Raw genomic sequence first — 17,016 nt, forward strand, 5'->3', positions numbered from 1 at the left:
GGCGCAGGTCGTCCGCCCGCGAGGCCCCGAACCGGCCATGGTCCCCATCTCCTACTACCTCCTGCTTGCCGCCGCCCTGTTCTGCATGGGCATGTTCGGCGTGCTGGTGCGCCGCAACGCACTGGTCGTCTTCATGTGCGTGGAGCTGATGCTCAACGCGGCGAACCTGACGTTCCTGGCCTTCGCCCGCATGCACGGCGACAGCATCGGGCACGTCTCCGCCTTCTTCGTCATCGCGGTGGCCGCGGCGGAAGCGGCCATTGGACTGGCCATCGTCATCGCCGTCTTCCGGAGCCGAGGCAGCATCCTGGTGGAAGACATCCGGACCATGAAGCACTGACGGACACGCCAGGAGCCCACTCATGAGCACCTTCTCGGAATTCCTCCAGGTCGCGCCGGTCGCGCCAGAAGTGATGGCGCCCTCGCTCTGGCTCATCATCGCGCTGCCCCTGTTGGGCGCGTTCATCTGCGGCGTGTTCGGCAAGATGCTGGGCCGCGCCAACGTGCACCTGGTCGCGTGCTCCGCGGTCGCGGGCGCCTTCGTGCTGAGCGTGCTGGCCTTCTGGGCCACCAGCTCCATGGACCTGGAGAGCCGCCGGCTCCTGTCCTTCATCGTGAACCCGTTCGGCAACGAGCGGGACTACGTGCGCTACGCGATTGCGCACGACTACGGCACCTGGTTCTCGGTGGGCGACTTCCGGGTGAACTTCGGGCTGATGGTGGACCACCTGTCCGGCATCCTCCTGCTGGTCATCACCGGCGTGGGCTTCCTCATCCACCTGTACTCCACCAGCTACATGGAGCACGACGAGGCCTACTGGCGGTTCTTCGCGTACCTGAACCTCTTCGTCGCGGCGATGCTGACGCTGGTGCTGGCCGACAACCTGGTCCTGCTCTTCGTGGGCTGGGAGGGCGTGGGCATGGCCAGCTACCTGCTCATCGGCTTCTGGTACACGGACCCCGCCAAGGCGTGGGCCGGCCGCAAGGCGTTCGTCACCAACCGCATCGGTGACTTCGCGTTCCTCATCGCCACGTTCCTGATGGTGCTGATGGTCGGCGCCTTCAACCGGCAAGCCGACGAGCGCGACTACACGGCGGCGGGCAGCACCAGCCAGCGCTACGCCTCCGCGCTCGAGGACAAGGGGCCCGTCACCTTCCTGGGCCTGCAGAAGTTCGCCGAGGCGATGCCCGAGGGCGGCGCTGGCAAGGTGGACCTGTCCACGACCATTGCCGCGGGCCCCCTGGAGGGCTACACGTTCGGCGGCGTGATGACGGTGGCGCTCCTGCTGTTCCTCCTGGGCGCCGCGGGCAAGAGCGCGCAGCTGCCACTCTACGTCTGGCTGCCGGACGCCATGGCCGGCCCGACGCCGGTCTCCGCGCTCATCCACGCCGCGACGATGGTGACCGCGGGCGTGTACCTGTTCAGCCGCATGTCCGCGCTGCTGGTGCTCAGCCCCACGGCCATGGCCACGGTGGCCATCATCGGCGCGCTGACGTCGCTCCTGGCGGCGCTCATCGCCTTCGCGCAGGACGACATCAAGAAGGTGCTCGCCTACTCCACGGTGTCCCAGCTGGGCATCATGTTCATGGGCGTGGGCATGGGCATCTTCTGGGCGGCCGTGCTGCACCTGGTGACGCACGCGTTCTTCAAGGCGTGTCTGTTCCTGGGCGCCGGCAGCGTGATGCACGGCAACGGGGACGAGACGGACATCAAGAAGCTGGGCGGCCTGCGCCACGAGATGAAGTGGACGTGGGGCACCTTCTTCGTCGCCACGCTGGCCATCACCGGCATCATCCCGCTGTCCGGCTTCTTCTCGAAGGACGCCATCTTCCACGGCGTGCACCACAACCACCTGGCGGGCCTGCACTGGGTGTCCAGCGCGGTCTACTACCTGGGCCTGCTCATCGCCGCGTGCACCGCGTTCTACATGACGCGCGTGTACCTGCTGACCTTCGAGGGGCCCCGCTCCAAGGAGGCCAAGGTGGCGCACGCGCACGAGAGCGCGTGGCAGATGACGCTGCCCCTGGTGGTGCTGGCGGTGCTCAGCGTGGTGGCCTCCGTGTACGCGTGGCCGCTGCTCAAGGCGCCCGGTGACGGCCGTCCGCAGCCGGTGTTCGAGAACTTCCTGAGCCCGGTGTTCGCCGCGATGAACCGCGTGGTCGCCACGGGCAAGACGGTGGAGCTCGACACGAGCGTCCCCACGCTGGGTGACTACGGCTTCGCGTGGCTGGTGGCCGTCTCCGGCGGCGCGCTGGCGGCGTTCCTGTACCTGCGCTTCTTCCCGTCCCGCGCGGGTCAGCCCGCGCCGGCCTATGCCCGGGCGGTGCGCCGCGCGGCGCAGAACAAGTTCTACGTGGACGAGCTGTACGAGCTGGCCATCATCCGGCCCATCAAGTTCATGAGCTTCATCCTCTTCCGCGTGGTGGACGCGCTCCTCATCGACACCGTGGCGGTGCGCGGCACGGCGTGGGTGACGGCGCGCGTGGGCAGCGCGCTGCGCTACGTCCAGTCGGGCGACGCCCAGGCCTATGCCGCAGTGATGGCCCTCGCCCTGCTCGGCGGCGTGGCCTACGCCCTCATCCAGGTGCTGCAATGAGCTTCTTCGACACCCACCTGCTCAACCTCGTCGTCTTCCTGCCGCTCGTCTTCGCGGCGCTGGTGCTGATGCTGCCCGCCGGCGAGGCGGGGCAGATTCGCACCGTCACGTTCATCGGCATGGTGGTGGACCTGGTCTTCGGCGTGTGGGCGTACTCACGCTTCGAGGTCGGCGGTCCCGAGTTCCAGCTCGAGTACCGGGTGCCCTGGTTCCAGGAGTTCGGGCTGAGCTACCACCTGGGCGTGGATGGCCTGGCGGTGAGCCTCATCCTCCTGACGGTGTTCCTGGGCCCCCTGGTGGTGCTGGCCTCCACCACGTACATCAGCCACCGCATCAAGGAGTTCCACCTGGCGCTGCTGGTGCTCCAGACGACGATGCTGGGCGCGCTGGTGTCGCTGGACGTGCTGCTCTTCTACATCTTCTTCGAGGCCATGCTCATCCCCATGTACCTGCTGGTGGGTGTGTGGGGCGCCGAGGACCGCCAGATGGCGGCGGTGAAGTTCTTCCTCTACACGCTGGTGGGCTCGCTGCTGATGCTGGTGGCGCTCATCGCGGTGTACTTCATCAGCTCGCCGGCGGGCGCGCGCTCGTTCGACTACGCGAGCATCTACAACGGCCTCCTGGACGCGAACCGGCAGCTGTCCGCGTGCTCGGCGGGACCCGCGGGCGCGTGTGATTCGCTGACGGGCATGGCCGCGACGCTGCACACCTACGGCCCCTGGCTGTTCGCGGCGTTCGCGCTGGCGTTCGCCATCAAGGTGCCGATGTGGCCGGTGCACACGTGGCTGCCGGACGCGCACGTGCAGGCGCCGGTGGCCGGCTCCATGATCCTGGCCGGCGTGATGCTGAAGATGGGCACCTTCGGCTTCTGGCGCTACGCGATTCCGCTCTTCCCGGTGGCCGCGCAGCAGGCCCGGCCGTTCCTGGCGACGCTGGCCGTCATCGGCATCGTCTACGGGGCGCTGATGTGCCTGGCGCAGCGGGACATCAAGAAGCTCATCGCCTACTCGTCCGTCAGCCACCTGGGCTACTGCATGCTGGGCATCTTCGCGCTGACGGCGGAGGGCGCCACGGGCAGCGCGTACCAGATGCTCAACCACGGCGTGTCCACGGGCGCGCTGTTCCTCCTGTTCGGCTTCCTCTACGAGCGGCGCCACAGCCGCCTGATGGCGGACTTCGGCGGCATCGCCAAGGTGATGCCGGTGTTCACCACGGCCTTCATCATCATCACCTTCTCCTCGGTGGCGGTGCCCGGCACCAACGGCTTCATCGGTGAGTTCCTGGTGCTGCTCGGCACGTTCAAGAGCGACCTGGGCGCGGCGGCCGGCAACCCGCACCTGACGGCGGTGTTCGGCGCGTTCGCGACCACGGGCGTCATCCTGGGCGCGGCGTACATGCTGTGGATGGTGCAGAAGGTGTTCTTCGGCGGCCTGACGCACCGGGAGAACCAGCACCTGCGCGACATGAACGTGCGCGAGAGCCTGACGGTGCTGCCCTTCATCATCCTCGTTGGGGTGATGGGCCTGATGCCCCAGCCCTTCCTGGACCGCATCGAGCCGTCCACGGAGCGCTTCCTGTCCCGCGCCCGCGTGGGCACGCCCGGAGCGGGTGTGCAGGCCGACCAGGTGCGCGTGGAGGTGATGTCCCTGCCGGCCAACCCCACCGTGGCAGCCCCGAGCGCCCCTGCCCCGCTCGCCGCCCGGGCCGTCCCCTCGTCCCGGCCGTAAGCCGACTGAGCCCTCGCCATGACCTTGCCCCTGCCCAATCTGACCCTGGCAGACTTCCTCCCGCTGATTCCCGCCATCATCCTGGTGGTGGGAGCCTGCATCCTGCTGCTGTCGGAGGTGTTCCTCAGCAGCACCGCGTCGCGGTCCTACCAGGCCGTGCTCTCCGTGGTGGCGGCGGTGGCGGCCGGCGCCGTGGCCGTGTCCAACATGTTCGAGCCGGCGCACGAGGCGTTCCTCGGCTTCGGCGTGCTGGACCCCTTCTCCAGCTTCCTCACCTTCGTGGTGTGCGTGGGCCTGGGGCTGGCGTCGCTCAGCTCGGTGAGCTTCCTGCGCAAGCGCGGCGCGGAGCGCGGTGAGTTCTACGCGCTGATGCTGTTCGCCGCGGCGGGCATGAGCCTGCTGGCCCTGTCCAACGAGCTCATCACCCTGTTCGTCAACCTGGAGGTCCTCTCCATCGCCACGTACGCGCTGACGTCGTACCTGCGGCGCGGGACGCGGCCCTCCGAGGCGGGCTTCAAGTACTTCATCCTGGGCGCGTTCTCGTCCGCGGTGCTGCTGTACGGCGCGGCGCTGCTGTACGGCGCCACCGGCACCACCACGCTGACGGCCATGGCCGGGCCGCTGTCGACGGCGCTCGCCCAGCAGCCGGCGCTGGTCTACGCGGGCCTCATCCTCCTGGGCTCCGGCTTCGCCTTCAAGGTGGCCGCGGTGCCGTTCCACATGTGGACGCCGGACGTCTACGAGGGCGCCCCCACCCCCGTCACCGCGCTGATGAGCGCGGGCGTGAAGGCGGCCGCCTTCGCGGCGCTGGTGCGCGTGTTCCTGACGGTGGGCAAGGGCATCGACCCGCAGATGCCGCTGGTGCTGTTCTCCACCCTGGCCTTCCTCACCATGGTGGTGGGCAACCTGCTGGCGATTCCGCAGCGCAACGTGAAGCGCATGCTGGCGTACTCGTCCATCGCCCACGCCGGCTACCTCCTGGTGGGCGTGGCGGCGCTGTTCGTCACGGCGCCGGGCGAGCAGTTCCGCCTCCTGGGCCCGTCGGAGCTGACGGGTGGCTCGCCGCTGGAGCTGGCGCGCTCGCAGGCGCTGCGCGGCATCCTCTTCTACCTGCTGGCCTACACCTTCAGCGCGGTGGGCGCCTTCACCCTGGTGTCCGTGCTCGAGCGTCGCGAGGACGAGGAGAAGGGCACCGCGTGGGATTTGGAGCGCTTCAGTGGCCTGGCGCAGCGGCGTCCGGGCTGGGCCGTGGCCATGGCCGCGTTCATGCTGTCGCTGGGCGGAATTCCTCCCACCATCGGCTTCATGAGCAAGCTGCTCGTGTTCCAGAGCGCGGTGGACGCGGGCCTCATCGGCCTGGCCATCATCGGCGTGCTCTCCAGCGCGGCGGGCGTCTATTACTACCTGCGCGTGGTGGTCTACATGTTCATGCGCCCGGTGCCCGAGGGCGCCCAGGCGCTGGAGCGCAGCTGGTCCACCGAGCTGGCCCTGGTGCTCTCCACCGCGGCCGTGGTGGTGCTGGGCATCCTCCCCGGCCCCGTCACCGCGTGGCTGGTGCAGGCCAGCAGCCTCTTCGGTCAGTAGCCTTCGCGGGCCGCGAGCCCGTCGACTCCGCCCGCCCCGGCCTCGTGCCCGGGCGGGCGTCGTCTTTCAGGGGCACCGGAGTGCGTCAGCCCGGGAGCTCGCCGCGCAGCTCGTACGTCTCCAGGCGCGTGCGGGCGCCGGCCTTCCGCAGGACGGCCACCAGGGGCTCGTTGTCCGTCATCACCACGCCCATCGATTGACGCGAGGGCCCCACGCGGGTGAAGGCGTCTTCCAGGAGCGCCCGGGCATGCGCGAGGGACACCGCGAAGAACGGGTAGAGCACCGCGCCGCCGGAGCGCAGGTCCATCAGCCCCAGCAGCTCCGTCCCGCGCGTCAGCTTCCAGAGCTGGTGCGAGGCGAGTGAAGAGAAGCGCGCGAGCTTGCCCGGAATCATCCCGAAGGCCTCCGTCAGCGGCTCCCAATCCGCCGACTCCACCGGCGACGTCTTCAGGCCCCGGGGCGCTTCGGGCAGCGTGGCCACGTGGGCCCGTGTCACCTCCAGGTCCGTGGCCTGCCGCGCGCGCCGCATCCCCAGCGAGCCGTACAGCTCCAGGGCCGGGGTGTTGTCGCGCACCACCGTGAGGGACCAGCGCTGGCAGCCCTGCGCCCGGAAGCGCTCGGCCGTCCTCAGCATCATCCACCGCCCCAGCCCCTGACGACGCGCGGCGGGCGCCACCACGAGCTGCCCCACGTACCCCATGACGCCCAGGGCCTCCGTGGACGTGTACCCCACCACCCCACCCTGCCCCTCGACGAGGAAGGTACGAGCCGCCAGCTCCTGCTCCCACATGGACGCCGGCGGCGGAGGGTCCTCCAGCCCCAGCTCCGCGAACAGCCTGACGTACGTCGGGTAATCGTCGGCGCGTCCGGGCCGCTGCACCCACGGACACGGCCCCACATCCACCGTCATCGGCCTGCCTCCGGTTAGAAGGAGCGATACCGACGCGAGCCTGACTCAACGTCCGACAGCACAAAAGAAGGCGGCCCGACACTCCAGGGGAGGGTCGGGCCGCGGGTCTTCTGAAGGTGACTCACCGGAAGTGCTGAAGGGGTGGGGGGGAACCGCCTTCAGCCTCGCTTCGATGTGTCCCGCGTGAACCTATAGCAGTCGCCGTGCCAGACCCCGATTTGGGACAAACTCCAGTTTTCTCAGGCACTTAGAGGTCTGCCCAACACTGGCCCACCCCGGCGATTGCATTTCAGCCCTGCAATCGGCTTTCAGAACTGAAAATCTCCAATGAGTCCGGGCGGTTGTGTTTTTCACCGATGAACCCCGTTCATTTCGGATCTGAATCCACGGGTGCGCAAAAGTTACACGTCCAACTCCACCCTACTCCCGACCCACCTCGTTGGGCGGCCGGAGGTTGAGGCGCTTCATCTTGCGCCACAAGGTGGTGGAGGAGACGCCCAGCTCGTCGGCGACGCGGGCCAGGTCCACGCCGTGGCGCTCCAGGGACTGGGCGATGGCGCGGCGCTCGGCGTCCTCGACCACCTGGGCCAGGGTGGGCCCGGCGCTGGTGCCGGGAGGAGGGCTGCCCGGGCCGTCCAGCGCGCCCAGGGGGCTGGCGCCGGCGACGGGCGTCAGGCGGGCCTGGCGCAGCGGGAAGTCCTCGGGCAGCAACTCGTCGCTCTCCGAGAGCGCGGCGGCCTGCTCGACCAGGTTCTCCAGCTCGCGCACGTTGCCGGGGAAGTCGTAGCTCATCAGGTGCGTCACCGCGGCGGCGGACAGGCGCCGGGGGTTGGGGCTGCGGGCGTTGGCGCGCCCCAGGAAGTGCTCGGCGAGCGCGGGCACGTCATCCAGCCGCTCGCGCAGGGGCGGCACGCGCAGCGTCACCACGTTGAGGCGGTAGTAGAGGTCCTGGCGGAAGCGCTTCTCGCGCACCTCCTGCTCGATGTCGCGGTTGGTGGCCGCCACGGTGCGCACGTCCACGCGCAGCGCGGTGGACTCGCCCACGCGGCGCACCTCGCCCTCCTGCAGCGCGCGCAGGAGCTTCGACTGGAAGGTGGGGCTGGTCTCCGTCACCTCGTCGATGAAGAGCGTGCCGCCGTCGGCCTCCTCGAACAGGCCCCGGCGGGCCTTCACCGCGCCGGTGAAGGCGCCCTTCGCGTGGCCGAACAGCTCGCTCTCCAGCAGCGTCTCGCTGATGGCCGCGCAGTTGACGGGCACGAAGGAGCGCCCCTTGCGGCGGCTGTGCGCGTGGAGCGCGCGCGCCACCAGCTCCTTGCCCGTGCCGCTCTCGCCCTGGATGAGCACCGTGGCGTCGCTCTGCGCCACGCGCATCAGCCGCGAGGTGAGGTCCCTCATGGCGGCGCTGCGCCCCACCAGCGCGGACAGGCCGTGGCGCTCGTTGAAGTCCGTGGCCAGGTTGTCCACGTCGCGCAGCAGGCGCGCGCGCTCCAGGGCGCGCTCCACGCGGTAGCGCAGCTCGCTCTCCTTGAACGGCTTGGTGACGTAGTCGTACGCGCCCAGCCGCATGGCCTCCACCGCGCTCTCGATGGAGCCGAAGGCCGTCATCATGATGACCTGCAGCCGGGGGGCCACCTCCAGCGCGCGCCGGAGCAGCGTGAGCCCGTCCATGGGCTCCATCTTCAGGTCCGTCAGGAGCAGGTCCATGCTGCCGCCGGCCAGGTGCGCCAGGGCCTCCTCGCCGGTGCCCGCCTCGAAGACGGTGTAGTGCTCGGCGCGCAGGAGCAGCGCGGTGGTCGCGCGCATGTTGCGCTGGTCGTCCACGACGAGGATGCGTCCGCGGGACGGCGGGAGGTTCGCGTCGGTCATGGGAAGGACGGGGGCTGCGAGAGGGGAAGCCGCAAGGTGAAGGTGGTACCGCGACCGGGGGTGCTGTCCACGGCGATTTCGCCGCGGTGCTCCTCGAGGATTCGTTTCACGACAGCCAGCCCCAGGCCGGTGCCCTGGGCCTTGGTGGTGAAGAAGGGCTCGAAGACGCGGTGGAGCAGCTCGGCGGGAATCCCCGGCCCCTGGTCCGCCACGTCGATGCGCAGCTGCTCGCGGCCCGCGTGGGCCTCGCGGCGCGCGCGCACCTGCACCAGCCCCCCTTGCGGCATGGACTGGATGGCGTTGACGGCCACGTTGACCAGCGCCTGGCGGATGAGCCGGCGGTCCATGGGCACGGGTGGCAGCCCCTGCTCCACCTCCGCGTCGATTCGCACCGGCCGGTCCGGCGCCCCCCCCTGCGCGCGCGCCGCCTCCAGCGAGTCCTGGAGCACGCGGCTCAGGTCCTCGTGCTGGAGCACGGGGTCGCGAGGCCGGGTGTAGTCGAGCAAATCACCGACCATGCGGTTGAGGCGGTCGCTCTCCTCGCCCAGGATGTCCAGCAGCATGGCCGCGTCGCCAGAGGGCTCCAGGAGCCGGCGCAGCGAGGCCACCGCGTTGAAGATGACGCCCAGGGGGTTTCGCACCTCGTGGGCGACGATGGCGGACAGCTCGCCCAGCGCGGCCAGCCGCTCGCGCTTCACCATCTCCGCGCGCGTGGCGGCCAGCTCCGCGTAGCTGGCCCACAGCGACTCGTACAGGCGCGCGTTGGCGATGGAGAGCGACAGCTGGCCACACGTGGCCTCCGCCAGCTCCACCAGCTCCGGGCTGAACGTCCGCGCGCGGCGCGTGTCGTCCACCAGCACCACGCCGATGAGCTCCTCGCGCGAGGTGAGAGGCAGCGCCAGGAGCGCCTTCTCCCCGAAGCGCTGGACGAGCTGCGGATTGAAGCCGCCGCCGGAGGCCTCCACGTCCTCGATGACCACCGGCTTGCGCTCGCGCGCGGCGCGCGCCGCCACGCTGTCACTGGAGAGCGACAACACCACCGTGCGGAAGAAGTCGCGGTGCGCCGCGGAGGCCGCCGCGCCCCGGAGCACCTTCGCGCTCTCGTCGTACAGCATGATGTAGCAGTTGGAGACATCCAGCAGGTGGACGAGGAAGTCCGACGCCACGTCGAGGATGCTCGAGGTCTCCAGCACGCCCGATGTCGTCCGGGCCAAATCCAGGAGCAGCCGCGTCTCGGTGAGCTGGCGCGCGGACTCCGAGCGCAGCCGGCGCTGCTCGAGCAACGTCATCAGCAGCTCCGACAGCGTCCCCAACAGCCGCACGTCCCGCGCGTCGAAGGGCCGGTCCGGCGCGCGCAGCACCTGGAGCACGCCGCACACCTCGCCGCCCCGCGCCAGCCGCACCGCCGCGCCGCTGCCCAGCGTGCCTTGCGAGGCCTCGCGCAGCGCCTGGGCCTGCGCCTCGCTGGTGAGGTCGCCATCCAGCGCGTCCGGCACCGAGCCGCCCATCACCCCACCCAGTCGCGCGACATCGCCGCCCGGGCCCACCACCTCCGTCAGGCCGACGTGGGCCGACAGCACCAGCGGCCCCTCCGTGCCCCGGGTCAGGTGCAGCGCCGCGGCCTCGGACAGCAGCAGCTCCGACACGCGCGAGAGGAAGTCCTCGGGCGTGGGCGGAATCGGCCGCGCCACGAAGCGCGCCATCTCCGCGACGGCCCCCACCTCCCACCGGCTGCGCGTGCTGTCCGACTGCACGCGTGCGTCCGTCAGCGCCGCGCCCACCACCTTGGCGAAGAGCGTCAGCACCGAGCCATGCCGGGGCGCCACCCACGGGCCCTCCACGCGAAGGACCTCCACCTGGGGGCCGCCGACGGGCAGGTACACGTGCGTGGGCGAGGCCCGCTCCGCGCCGCCGAACACGGGGCGCCCGTCCGACAGCGCCTCCAGCCCCAGGGCCACGTCCGGCGGAGGAGCACCACCATCCAACGGGTTCAGCCGCAGGCCATCCCAGCGCAGGAGCCGCACCCGGAAGCCCGCGGCCTCCAGGCCCTTCAGGGCCACGCGGCGCACCGCGTCCTCGGAGTGCGCGGACACCAGGCTCGCCGAGGTCTCCACCAACCGCTCCGCCATGGACAGCTCGGGGGGCTTGTCCGTCAGCGGCAGCAGGTTGAGCAGCAGCGCGTGCCGCCCGCCCTCCAGCGGGATTCGGGACGCGTAGAGGGCGACCTCGCGCGTGACGCCGTCGGCCGAGGGCACCTGGTAGACCTGCGTCCTCGCCTCCATGGCCCCGCCGGACTCCACCAGGCGGTAGCGCTCGATGAGCCGGCTGCGCTCCTCGGGCTGGACGAAGTCCATCACGGAGCGCCCCTCCACCCGCTCGCGGGGCAGCCCCAAGAGGGCGAGGTAGGCGTCATTGGCCGCGGACACACGCCCGTCCACCACCGCGAGCACGGGGTTGCCGAAGGGCTCGATGAGGGCGCGCAGCGACGCCTCGCTGTAGTGGCTGGTGCTCATCCGCGACGCAGAACCCGCTTCTCGCCCACCCGGAGCGTCACCTTCTCCCGGTCGAAGTACTCGGACAGAGGGATGACGAACTTGCGGCTCTGTCCCACCAATTCCTTGAAGGACTGGGTGGTAATGTCCTTCTTCTCGCGCAGGTGGGCAACCAGCCGTTCCTTCAAGGCCTCCAGACAGCCCGCGTCGAAGCACAGCTCCTCGCTGACGCGCACCACCTTGCCTTCGGCCACCAGGAGCTTCAGCAGCTCGCGCAGGCGGGGCGCCGGGAGCTGGAGCTTCTGGGACAGCTCGCCCTCGGTGGGCGGCGCCAGACCCGCGGCGGACAGCTCCGCGGCGAGCCGCGCCCGCGCCGCCTCGTCCCCCAACGACAGCGCGCGTCCACGCCCCTTCAGGCGTACCAGGTCCCGCTCGACCTCCAGCTTCCCGGCATCCCCCAGCCCCTGCAACACCCGCTGGAAGGCCCTCGCATCCAGCTCACCGGACAGCCGCTGGCGAAGCTCCTCGCGGGACAGCCCCTCACGCAAGGGCTCACGCTCATGGAAGGCCGCCAGCACCGCGAGCGCCCGACCTTGCAACCCCTCGAGCACCTCGCCGGACAGGTACAGCCGGCTCTCCCGGTCCAACAGCACCACCGCGCCCCGGGCGCCCAGGAGCTCCAGCGCGCGCGTGAGCACCTTGGGCCCCAAGGCCGAGCAGCCGAACAGCGCCTGCTGCGTGAGCCCCGCATAGCCCGCCTGCCGGAGCAGCCATGCCACCTGCCCCGCCGGGTCCGCCTCGCGCAGCGGCGCCACGATGGACGCGCCGCCCTTGCGGCGCCTCGGCGGGGAAATCGACAGCACGCGCCCACCCGCCACCGTCGCGCCCCGCCCCGGCAGCGCGCGCGAGCCCCGGAGGATGAAGCGCTGCCCCACGAGCGCGGCCACGGGTGCGTCCAGGCGCAGCTGCGCGAGCGTCGTCTCGCCGGGCTCCAGCCGCTCCACGTCCAGCAGCGCCACCGTGGCCTCCACCTGCGCGGTGCCCAGGTGCAGCAGGAGCTTGCGGCGGCGCGGCAGGGGCGACGGCGCGGAGGGCAGCAGCGTCAGCTCCACGTCGAGCATGCGCGTCTCGGGCAGCTCTCCGGCGCGCGTCAGCACCTGCCCCCGGTGGAGCGCCTCCGGCTCCACGCCCGGCAGGTTCACCGCGGCGCGCTGGCCCGCCTCCACTCGCGCCACCGCCCGGCCATGCTGCTGCACCCCGCGCACGCGCAGCGGGCCGGGCGTGCCCGGCAGCAGCGACACCGCGTCGTCCACCGCCACCGTGCCCGACAGCAGCGTGCCCGTCACCACCGTGCCGAAGCCCTTGAGCGTGAAGACGCGGTCCACCGGGAGGAACGTGGGCCCCTCCGAGGGGCGCTTCCCCAGCGAGCCCACCGCCCGGGTGAGCGCCGCGCGCAACGCCGCGAGCCCCTCGCCCGTGCGCGTGGAGCACGGCACCACGGGCGCGCCCTCCAGGAACGAGCCGGCGGTGAGCGCGGCGAGGTCCGCCTCCACCAGCGCGCGCCACTCGGGCCCGGGCTCGTCCAGCAGGTCCGACTTGGTGAGCGCGACGACGCCGGCGCGAACGCCCAGCAGCCGGCAGATGTCCAGGTGCTCGCGCGTCTGGGGCATCACGCCCTCGTCCGACGCCACCACCAGCACCGCCAGGTCCACGCCGCCGGCGCCCGCGGCCATCGCCTTCACGAAGCGCTCGTGGCCGGGCACGTCGACGACGCCCGCGACGGTGCCGTCATCCAGCGTCAGGTGCGCGAAGCCCAGCTCCAGGGTGATGCCGCGGCGCTTCTCCTCCTGGAGCCGGTCCGTGTCGATGCCGGTGAGGGCCTTCACCAACGACGTCTTGCCGTGGTCGATGTGGCCCGCCGTGCCGACAATCATCGCATCACCGCGGCACGGCTCAGGCTCCGGCCTTGTCCGGGTCCTCGTCGAAGCGCGCGTCGCCGGTGCCCGGCGCGTAGTCCCACGGGAAGACGACGAGCGCCCCCGTGGAGATGCCCGCGAACTGGGGCGCGTACGCGTCCGGCTTCACCACCAGGCACGCCGTGGACACCTTCTTCGCCCCCGCCTCGCGCGCCAGCGCCATGGCCAATTCCAGCGTGTCTCCGCTGGACGCCACGTCGTCGACGATGAGCACCCGCTTGCCCTTCAGCTCGCGCGGCATCTCGTTCGCGGGCTTCGGTCCGCCACGCGGATGCGCCTTGTCGCCGCGGTCCCTGCTGCGGCGGCTGATGCGCACCGGGAAGAACGCGCACCCGAGCGCCGACGCCAGCGCGCCGCCCACGAACACGCCGCCGTGCGCCACGCCCACCACCGCCTCGGGCTGGAAGGACTGGCGGATGTCGTCGGCCATCTGCTGCACGGCGCGGTCCAGCTGCGCCCAGGACAGCTCGCGCAGCACACCCGCGGTGCGCTTGCGCGACTGGTCCTTGCCCGTCGGCTGACGGGGGGCCTCCGCCTGGGGCGCCAGGACCATGTCCGTCGGGATGGAGACCAGCTTGCGCGCCTGCTCGCGCGCGGCCGACGACGGCGACGCGACACGAGACTTCGCGGGGGCCTTCTTCGACGACGAAGGCTTCGGGGAGGATTTCGCGGTGGGCTTGCGCTTGCCCTGGGCCTTGGGCCCGGGTGCTGCCCGCTTGGTGGCCACGGCGGTGAGCTCCGGCTGAAGTGCGGCCCCGTCATACCCCGAGGCGCGCGCCCTGGCCACATCCCCGCTCACATCCCCACCACCTCACGGACACACGAGGCGGTGGGGACCTCACGGCCCTCAGGCCTGGAGCTTCTCCTCCACCATCCGGTCCGCCACCTGCTCGGGGCGCAGGCCCGACTCCTTCGCGCGCCGCAGCACCGTGTCGATGGTGTCGAAGATGTTCGCCGCCCGGGCGTACGCCTTCTCCCGGTCGTACCCCGCCCACTCCTGGGCGACGTTGATGAGGCCGCCCGCGTTGGCCGCGTAGTCGGGCACGTACAGGATGCCCCGGCTGGCCAGCTGCTCGCCGTGGCGCATGGTGAGCAGCTGATTGTTGGCTGCTCCACACACCGCCTTCACCTTGAGCAGGGGCAGCGTGGTGTCGTTGATGGCGCCGCCCAGCGCGCACGGGGCGTACACGTCCGCCTCCATGCGGTGCAGGGTGTCCGCGTCCACCGCCGTGGCGCCGTACTGCTTCACCGCGTGCTCCACGCTGGCCGCGTTGATGTCGCTCACGAAGATGTGGGCGCCGCGCTCGTGCAGCTCCTTCACCAGGTACATGCCCACGTGGCCCACGCCCAGCACGGTGACGCGCAGGCCCTTGAGGTCCGCGCTGCCGAAGACGTGCTTGGCGGTGGCCTCCATGGCGCGCGCCACGCCGTACGCCGTGACGGGCGACGGGTCTCCGCTGCGCTCCTTCAGGCCGACGACGTTCTTCGTGTGCTTGCGCACGTGCTCCATGTCGTCGGTGCTGGTGCCGCTGTCCTCGGTGGTGATGTAGCGGCCGCCGAGCGACTCCACCGCGCGACCGAAGGACTCGAACAGCTTCGCCCGGTCGAAGTTGCTCCGGGGCAGCATGATGACCGCCTTGCCACCTCCGTGCGGCAGGCCCGCGAGCGCCGCCTTGTAGGTCATCCCGCGCGCCAGCCGGAGCGCGTCCGCGACGGCCTCCTCCTCGCTGGTGTACGTGGACAAGGCACGCGTGCCACCCAGCCCAGGGCCGAGTCGCGTGTTGTGCATTCCGACGATGGCGCGAAGTCCCGTGCGGGAATCGCTGAGCAGATGGACGGCCTCGTAGCCGCCTTCGAGCAGTTGCGTGAAGTAACTCATGGCGCGCGGCCTCTACCGAGGCCACGCACCCAAGTCAAACCGAGCCGGTCTCCAACATGCGCCGAATTTCATCTCCTGGAATGACATAGCGCGTCGTGCAGAATTGACACGTTGCTTCAGCCTGCCCTTCCTTCTCCAGCAGGTCCTGGAGCTCCTCGCGCCCCATGGCGAGCAGCGCGCGCTTCACGCGGTCCTCGCTGCACGAGCAGCCGAAGCGCAACGGATAGCGGGCCATCACCTCGAAGTCCGCCTCCGGCAGCAGCGCCCGCAGCACCGCGGACGCACCCGCGGGGGCATGGGCCCGAAGGGCGCCTTCGGCGTCACGACGCAGCCGCTCACCGAGCGCCTGGAAGACCTCCAGGTCGGCGTTGGGCAAGGGTTGGACGAGCAGGCCCGCGACGATGCCCAGGGACTCCGGCTTGCCGCCCACCTCGGCGGGCAGCTGCGCGAGCACCACATGCGAGGGGAGCTGGTCGGACTGGTGGAAGTAGCGCTCCAGGTCGCCCGCCAGGTCGAAGCGCTCCAGCTCCACGGAGGAGCGGTAGTGCTCGCCGCCGCCCAAATCGCGCAGGACGGAGAGGAACCCCTTGTTCCCCAGCACGGGACGCCAGTGGTACTGGTCGTCACTGCCCGTGTACTCCACGAGCGTGTTCTTCACGTAGCCCCGCACCAGGCCGGACGTGTCGCCGTCCACGAAGAGGCCCCTCAAGGGGCCGTCGCACTCGAGCTGGAGGTTGACGCGGGAGTCGCCCTTCTGGAGGGCGCCCAGCAGGGCGGCGGCGGTGAGGGACTGGGACAGGAGCGCCGCGGCGGCCGGGGCGGTGTGGTGGGTGGCCCGGGCCTGGCGGGACAGCTGCGTGGTGAGGGCCAGCACCACGCGGACATCGGACTTCTTCAGCAATCCACTGACGAGCTCATCGGACATGACAGGGCGAGTAGCGTGCCCGAGCCCGGCGTGCCCGCCAACGTCAGAAGGCGGACGCCCCGTCGCATGCCGGCCCGGCAGCAGGCCCGGCCGGGGTGACGCATAAGTCCAGGCTTATGCCTCCATGCGCGAAGGCTGGGATGCGCATGTGCGGAAGAAATCCAGCGTCGTGGCCGGAACGGCTATAAACCGCCGACCGACAGTCAGTCACCTGACCTTGAGCTGGGGCGCGGCCACCTGCCCGCGCGCCATCGCTGGAGAAACGATGAGCACCCAGGCCGCCACCGCCGACGCCGTTGCAACGAAGACTCCGCTCCTCAAGTCCCGCCTGGGCTCGTTCCTCGCGGTGGTTCCCCTGAGCTTCTGGGTCGTCAACCACCTGTGGAACAACCTGGCCGCCTTCAGCGGCGAAGCCGCGTGGCAGAACGCCGTCACCAAGTACCCCAACCCGTACGCCGAATACTTGGCGTTCATCATCGTGCTGCTGCCGCTGGTGTTCCACACGGGCTGGGGCCTGGTGAGGCTCTTCAGCTTCCGGCCCAACAACAACCGCTACAACAACTACGGCAACTTCAAGTACATCCTCCAGCGCGTCAGCGCCCTGGGCGTGCTCGCGTTCCTGGGCGCCCACATCTGGCTGGCCTTCCTGCGCCCGCGCCTGATGCTGGGTCACCCGGAGATGTTCGAGGACATCGCCCGGGAGATGCACTTCCACGGCCCCACGCTCGTCGTCTACCTGCTGGGCACGCTCGGCACGGCGTACCACCTGGCCAACGGCCTCCAGGGCTTCGCGATGGGCTGGGGCCTGCTGGGCTCCGAGCGCGCCATGCGCCGCTTCGAGCCGGTCTCCATCCTCATCTTCCTGCTGCTGACGGCGATGGCCTGGAGCGCCATCTACGCGCTGTACCAGGCGGGCGGGGCCCTCGGGCCCGCGGGCCACTAGGCCTTCCTGTGTCACCGGGCACTCCGAGAGGAGTGCCCTCCTCACGGTCCACACGTCTCGAAAAGCACACCGGCCGCCCCCGAGTCCTTCCGGGGAGCGGCCGGTTCGCTTCTGGGG

Annotated in this window: 12 protein-coding genes; 5 read left to right on the forward strand and 7 right to left on the reverse strand. The window is 70.7% G+C overall.

Going from position 1 to position 17,016, the window contains the following annotated elements; all coding sequences use genetic code 11:
• The first annotated feature begins 37 nt into the window (after positions 1 to 37).
• Genes nuoK through VZQ01_RS13320 form a run of 4 tightly spaced genes read left to right on the forward strand, consistent with a single transcriptional unit; the run spans position 38 to position 5,908 of the window.
• A complete protein-coding gene (nuoK, locus tag VZQ01_RS13305; RefSeq protein ID WP_046711231.1) occupies positions 38 to 340 on the forward strand; it encodes an NADH-quinone oxidoreductase subunit NuoK in 303 nt (100 codons plus the stop codon).
• 22 nt (positions 341 to 362) lie between these two features.
• Positions 363 to 2,597 (forward strand): NADH-quinone oxidoreductase subunit L, encoded by a 2,235-nt coding sequence (gene nuoL, locus VZQ01_RS13310; RefSeq protein WP_223746160.1) that lies wholly within the window; start codon positions 363 to 365, stop codon positions 2,595 to 2,597.
• Positions 2,594 to 4,324: a complex I subunit 4 family protein gene (locus tag VZQ01_RS13315; protein WP_223746159.1), complete on the forward strand. Its 1,731-nt coding sequence runs from the start codon at positions 2,594 to 2,596 to the stop codon at positions 4,322 to 4,324. Before nuoL ends, VZQ01_RS13315 begins: the two co-directional genes overlap by 4 nt.
• A 24-nt stretch (positions 4,325 to 4,348) precedes the next feature.
• Positions 4,349 to 5,908, forward strand: a complete 1,560-nt coding sequence (locus tag VZQ01_RS13320) for an NADH-quinone oxidoreductase subunit N (RefSeq protein WP_248542514.1) — start codon at positions 4,349 to 4,351, stop codon at positions 5,906 to 5,908.
• Between the two features lie 85 nt (positions 5,909 to 5,993).
• Here VZQ01_RS13320 and VZQ01_RS13325 read toward each other — a convergent pair whose 3' ends face one another.
• From VZQ01_RS13325 to hslO, 7 genes are all read right to left on the reverse strand, one after another.
• Entirely contained in the window at positions 5,994 to 6,818 is an 825-nt protein-coding gene (locus tag VZQ01_RS13325) for a GNAT family N-acetyltransferase (RefSeq protein WP_426748005.1), read from the reverse strand.
• 420 nt (positions 6,819 to 7,238) lie between these two features.
• Positions 7,239 to 8,684: a sigma-54-dependent transcriptional regulator gene (locus tag VZQ01_RS13330; protein ID WP_426748006.1), complete on the reverse strand. Its 1,446-nt coding sequence runs from the start codon at positions 8,682 to 8,684 to the stop codon at positions 7,239 to 7,241.
• Positions 8,681 to 11,197, reverse strand: a complete 2,517-nt coding sequence (locus tag VZQ01_RS13335; protein ID WP_426748007.1) for an ATP-binding protein — start codon at positions 11,195 to 11,197, stop codon at positions 8,681 to 8,683. Before VZQ01_RS13335 ends, VZQ01_RS13330 begins: the two co-directional genes overlap by 4 nt.
• On the reverse strand, positions 11,194 to 13,110 hold the full coding sequence (gene selB / locus VZQ01_RS13340) for a selenocysteine-specific translation elongation factor (protein WP_426748008.1): 1,917 nt from the start codon (positions 13,108 to 13,110) through the stop codon (positions 11,194 to 11,196). The genes VZQ01_RS13335 and selB overlap by 4 nt, the downstream gene beginning before the upstream one ends.
• 19 nt (positions 13,111 to 13,129) lie before the next feature.
• Positions 13,130 to 13,879 (reverse strand): phosphoribosyltransferase, encoded by a 750-nt coding sequence (locus VZQ01_RS13345; RefSeq protein WP_426748009.1) that lies wholly within the window; start codon positions 13,877 to 13,879, stop codon positions 13,130 to 13,132.
• 120 nt (positions 13,880 to 13,999) lie between these two features.
• Entirely contained in the window at positions 14,000 to 15,031 is a 1,032-nt protein-coding gene (locus tag VZQ01_RS13350; RefSeq protein WP_141324630.1) for a Glu/Leu/Phe/Val dehydrogenase family protein, read from the reverse strand.
• Between the two features lie 34 nt (positions 15,032 to 15,065).
• On the reverse strand, positions 15,066 to 15,956 hold the full coding sequence (gene hslO, locus VZQ01_RS13355; RefSeq protein ID WP_267697935.1) for an Hsp33 family molecular chaperone HslO: 891 nt from the start codon (positions 15,954 to 15,956) through the stop codon (positions 15,066 to 15,068).
• 265 nt (positions 15,957 to 16,221) lie between these two features.
• On the opposite strand from hslO, the gene VZQ01_RS13360 reads away from it, so the two are divergent.
• On the forward strand, positions 16,222 to 16,899 hold the full coding sequence (locus VZQ01_RS13360; RefSeq protein ID WP_426748010.1) for a succinate dehydrogenase/fumarate reductase transmembrane subunit: 678 nt from the start codon (positions 16,222 to 16,224) through the stop codon (positions 16,897 to 16,899).
• The last annotated feature ends 117 nt before the right edge of the window (positions 16,900 to 17,016 follow it).

This window comes from Myxococcus faecalis (assembly GCF_050039385.1).
GTDB lineage: Bacteria > Myxococcota > Myxococcia > Myxococcales > Myxococcaceae > Myxococcus > Myxococcus fulvus.

Excerpts from the sequence above, each read along its gene's own strand:
- nuoK (WP_046711231.1), top strand. The coding sequence starts at position 38 with ATGGTCCCCATCTCCTACTACCTCCTGCTTGCCGCCGCCCTGTTCTGC.
- nuoL (WP_223746160.1), top strand. The coding sequence starts at position 363 with ATGAGCACCTTCTCGGAATTCCTCCAGGTCGCGCCGGTCGCGCCAGAA.
- VZQ01_RS13315 (WP_223746159.1), top strand. The coding sequence starts at position 2,594 with ATGAGCTTCTTCGACACCCACCTGCTCAACCTCGTCGTCTTCCTGCCG.
- VZQ01_RS13325 (WP_426748005.1), bottom strand. The coding sequence starts at position 6,818 with ATGACGGTGGATGTGGGGCCGTGTCCGTGGGTGCAGCGGCCCGGACGC.
- VZQ01_RS13330 (WP_426748006.1), bottom strand. The coding sequence starts at position 8,684 with ATGACCGACGCGAACCTCCCGCCGTCCCGCGGACGCATCCTCGTCGTG.
- VZQ01_RS13335 (WP_426748007.1), bottom strand. The coding sequence starts at position 11,197 with ATGAGCACCAGCCACTACAGCGAGGCGTCGCTGCGCGCCCTCATCGAG.
- selB (WP_426748008.1), bottom strand. The coding sequence starts at position 13,110 with ATGATTGTCGGCACGGCGGGCCACATCGACCACGGCAAGACGTCGTTG.
- VZQ01_RS13350 (WP_141324630.1), bottom strand. The coding sequence starts at position 15,031 with ATGAGTTACTTCACGCAACTGCTCGAAGGCGGCTACGAGGCCGTCCAT.
- hslO (WP_267697935.1), bottom strand. The coding sequence starts at position 15,956 with ATGTCCGATGAGCTCGTCAGTGGATTGCTGAAGAAGTCCGATGTCCGC.
- VZQ01_RS13360 (WP_426748010.1), top strand. The coding sequence starts at position 16,222 with ATGAGCACCCAGGCCGCCACCGCCGACGCCGTTGCAACGAAGACTCCG.